At 44.2% G+C, this 3,746-nt stretch carries 4 protein-coding genes; 3 read left to right on the top strand and 1 reads right to left on the bottom strand.

Going from position 1 to position 3,746, the window contains the following annotated elements; genetic code table 11:
- Nucleotides 1-903, top strand: a 903-nt coding sequence (nrdB, locus tag CAG68_RS02750) for a class Ia ribonucleoside-diphosphate reductase subunit beta (protein ID WP_161440750.1), incomplete at its 5' end; no start/stop codon positions are given.
- Entirely contained in the window at nt 903-1,184 is a 282-nt protein-coding gene (gene yfaE / locus CAG68_RS02745; protein ID WP_005376817.1) for a class I ribonucleotide reductase maintenance protein YfaE, read from the top strand. The genes nrdB and yfaE, both read left to right, overlap by 1 nt.
- Before the next feature lie 96 nt (nt 1,185-1,280).
- Here the strand turns inward: yfaE and CAG68_RS02740 are convergent, their stop codons facing one another.
- Entirely contained in the window at nt 1,281-2,513 is a 1,233-nt protein-coding gene (locus CAG68_RS02740) for a CinA family nicotinamide mononucleotide deamidase-related protein (RefSeq protein ID WP_017636130.1), read from the bottom strand.
- A 191-nt stretch (nt 2,514-2,704) separates the two neighbouring features.
- On the opposite strand from CAG68_RS02740, the gene CAG68_RS02735 reads away from it, so the two are divergent.
- Nucleotides 2,705-3,607 (top strand): DUF3943 domain-containing protein, encoded by a 903-nt coding sequence (locus CAG68_RS02735; RefSeq protein ID WP_033905662.1) that lies wholly within the window; start codon nt 2,705-2,707, stop codon nt 3,605-3,607.
- Nucleotides 3,608-3,746 lie beyond the last annotated feature (139 nt).

Below are 3,746 nucleotides of genomic sequence, written 5' to 3'. Positions count from 1 at the left end.
TTGAAGTACCAAACGCTTCTTGACTCTATCCAAGGCCGCAGCCCTAACGTGGCACTGCTGCCGCTTGTGTCTCTGCCAGAACTAGAGACTTGGATTGAGACTTGGTCTTTCTCTGAAACGATTCACTCTCGTTCTTACACACACATTATTCGTAACATCGTGAACGACCCTGCTGTAGTGTTTGATGATATCGTTGAGAACGAGCACATTCTGAAGCGTGCAAAAGACATCGCGCACTACTACGACGATTTGATTCAAGCGACGAATGATTACCATCGCTACGGTGAAGGTGAGCATGTCCTTAACGGTGAAACGGTTAAGGTTAGTCTGTACGATCTTAAGAAGAAGCTGTACATCTGTCTGATGTCTGTTAACGCATTAGAAGCTATTCGTTTTTACGTAAGTTTCGCATGCTCTTTCGCTTTCGCAGAACGCGAACTAATGGAAGGTAACGCGAAAATCATCAAGCTGATCGCTCGTGACGAAGCACTTCACTTAAACGGCACGCAGCACATGATCAACCTGCTACGTAACGGTCAAGATGACTTCACTTTCATGCAAATCGCAGAAGAGGCAAAACAGGACTGTTTTGACCTATTCAAAGAAGCGGCTGAGCAAGAAAAAGAGTGGGCAGAGTATCTATTCAAAGATGGCTCTATGATCGGTCTAAACAAAGACATCCTAAGCCAATACGTTGAATACATCACAAATATTCGTATGCAAGCGGTAGGTCTACCAGCAGCGTATCCAGAAGCAACAACTAACCCAATTCCATGGATTAACGCTTGGTTGTCTTCAGATAACGTTCAAGTTGCGCCTCAAGAAGCAGAAATCTCTTCTTACCTTGTGGGTCAAATTGACAATGAAGTTCGCGCAGATGACTTCGAAGGATTCGAGCTGTAATGGCAACACTCAAAATCAACAAACTGATCAGCATTGAATCCAACCCTTCCAATACGATTTTGGAAACAATGGAGCAAGCTGGCCTATTACCAGAATACAACTGCCGTGATGGGCACTGCGGCGCCTGTCGCTGCAAATTGGAGTCTGGTGAAGTGGAGTATGTTGGTTTTGCCATGGCTTACACACAAAGTGATGAAATATTACCTTGTATCTGTAAAGCAAAATCAGATTTGTCACTTAGCGGCGTTAACTACGCGATGAAAGAAAAGCAGCGCGCATAACGTTGACTCGACGGTATAAAATGCAAAAGCCAAGGTAATCACCTTGGCTTTTTTGTCTCTGTGTTTTGTCTCTCAGACTACTGTATAGAGCTTTGGTTATAAAGCACTGCTCGGGAGGTGCATCTCTTTAACTTTCTCTAAAAATGCATAATGCGCAAACATCGGTTTACGTTCTAGGTAGCGACGCAACAAGTCTAGTGCTGCCGTGCTGATCACTTTAACTTGATCATTGCGCTGATACTTTTTCGAGAGTTTATATAACGCTCCCCACTCGCCTGACGGTGTCGATAAAGCGACGGAAAAAACGCCCTCTTCAATATGGCCAGTAACGAGTGATAAATCCGTCCCACACTTCTCTCGCGTAGCGCCAGCCAGAGCAAACGTCTCTGCTAATGGATCTCCGCTGTTGGCCATCGCTTGAGTCAGGCTCGGTAGTATCCAACCATGCCCTAGTTGCTTTTCAGCGTTTTCATCGCCGTTTAGCCAGTACGTTAAGTATCCTCCGCTACTTTTTTCGGAGGTCGACACCGTTAGTCCTTTATCGACCAACAACTGGCCGACATTTTCAACCATAGGTAAGTCAATACTAACGGTATTACTCTCAAGGTGTTTATTAATTATCTGTACTAGTTTCAAACGCTGTTCAATCTGATCTGAAGGACCAAAAAGTTTCACTTCAATAAAAGGCAAGTAAGAGCGATACCCTAGCTCATAGCCTTGAGGAAGTTTTAGCTGATCTAGCTTATCTGAAATACCGGATTCAGATAGACCAAACGTGTAGATTCGACTACAACATGAGCCTTGAACATCTGGAAACACTCTTCTCAGATCGGGAAGAATTTGCGTCTCTGCCATGAGCTTAAATTCACTTGGTACCCCCGGTGTGAAATAAAAAATGGCATCATTAATCAGCACTTTGAAACCGCAAGCAGTGCCTATCGGGTTGTCCAATATCTCTGCTGTTTCTGGCAGCATCGCTTGCTTTAAATTACTGTCCGGCATAGGGATGCCACGTCGAGCATACAAACTTTCTAGATGCTGCAACCACTCTTTGAATAGCACCAGTTTACAATCGGCGGCTCTCGCGGCGGCGGCAGCACTCATGTCATCCGTTGTAGGGCCTAAACCACCATTAACAATAACCACATCGTTGTTAAAACTGAGCATTAAAAACTCTTCAACCAAACTCGATAGGCTATCGCCAACCGTTGAGCGCTTTGTTAAGCCAAATCCATGTTGATAAAACAGGCTAGACAACCATGCCGCATTAGTATCAACAATATCACCGTGGAGGACTTCCTCACCAGTACTAAGCATTGCTATTTTCACAACTGACTCCTGAACGTAAGCACAATCCTATTTTCGTTATAGCGCTTATTTTTCTTTTTATTTGGACAAATCTCGCCGAGGTTTGTTGGGACTAAATAAGGGTCAAGTGTTTAAATGATTGATGTTTTGAGGGATAATTACGAGCCCGAACATACACCATTAACTCGGAGACCTTTGTGTCAAAATCATCCATGTTCAAGACGACTCTAACAGGCCTTTGCTTGGCTTCGTCAGCGCTTGCGCAAGCAAGTCACTATGACCTAAGCCGTCATACAGAGTTTTCTTACACACCTGATTGCTTGTCAGGTTACTGCGAAACGACGACTCTGTACACCTTCGAGGCTCAAAATCGCGGTGTTATGTATGAACAGAATAATGATGATTCGCTAAACCTTGACGCAGGGCTTCAGCCTAAACATCTCATCATCCCTCAAGATAAAGACTGGGATTATCTGATGGGTCAAACCTACACCATTCTAGGTCTCAGTATCGCGACCGTAGGCATGATGACTTTTCTTCCAGAAAGTATCACCAAATGGGACGAAGAAGACCGAGACATGAGTAAGTTGGGGCAAAAGTGGAAAGATAATGTCTCTGACGGCCCCGTTTGGGATCGCGATGAACATGTCCTCAACTACATCATGCACCCATATTTTGGCGGCGTTTACTACACGGCAGCACGTCACGCTGGCTATAATGAATTTCAGTCGTTTTTGTACTCCGCAACTATGTCGACGTTCTTTTGGGAGTATGGCGTGGAGGCGTTCGCAGAAGTACCATCTTGGCAGGATATTTTTATCACACCATTCTTTGGTGCTGTTGTTGGTGAAATGATGTTAACGGCTGAGCAAGACATTATTGCAAACGGCGGCGAAGTTATGGGCTCTGAAACCGCAGGTGATGTTTCGCTCTTCTTCTTAAACCCTGTTGGACATATTCATTATTGGGTAACTGATGCATGGGGCGGTAGTGCAGAACTACAATTCAATTCATCACCTTGGTTTGGAAACCAAGATGTTGCAAAATTCGCCATGGACGCAGGCGCAAACTATGACAGTCAATTTTATGGTGTCGAGTTAAAAGTAACCTTCTAATCCTAAGTTGATACTCGGTAAAAAGCAGCCTTACGATGGCTGCTTTTTTGTGCTCTGAACATTGTTTTAATTATTTGCATCACGAATTAGTGTTAAAAATTGACTTTCATCAAACATTACCCGCCCTTAGCACCTACAC

Source organism: Vibrio sp. V42_P2S4T144 (genome assembly GCF_009904715.1).
Classification (GTDB): domain Bacteria; phylum Pseudomonadota; class Gammaproteobacteria; order Enterobacterales; family Vibrionaceae; genus Vibrio; species Vibrio alginolyticus.
The sequence above is the reverse complement of the archived record's forward strand: the minus strand, read 5'-3'. Positions and strand labels throughout refer to the sequence as shown.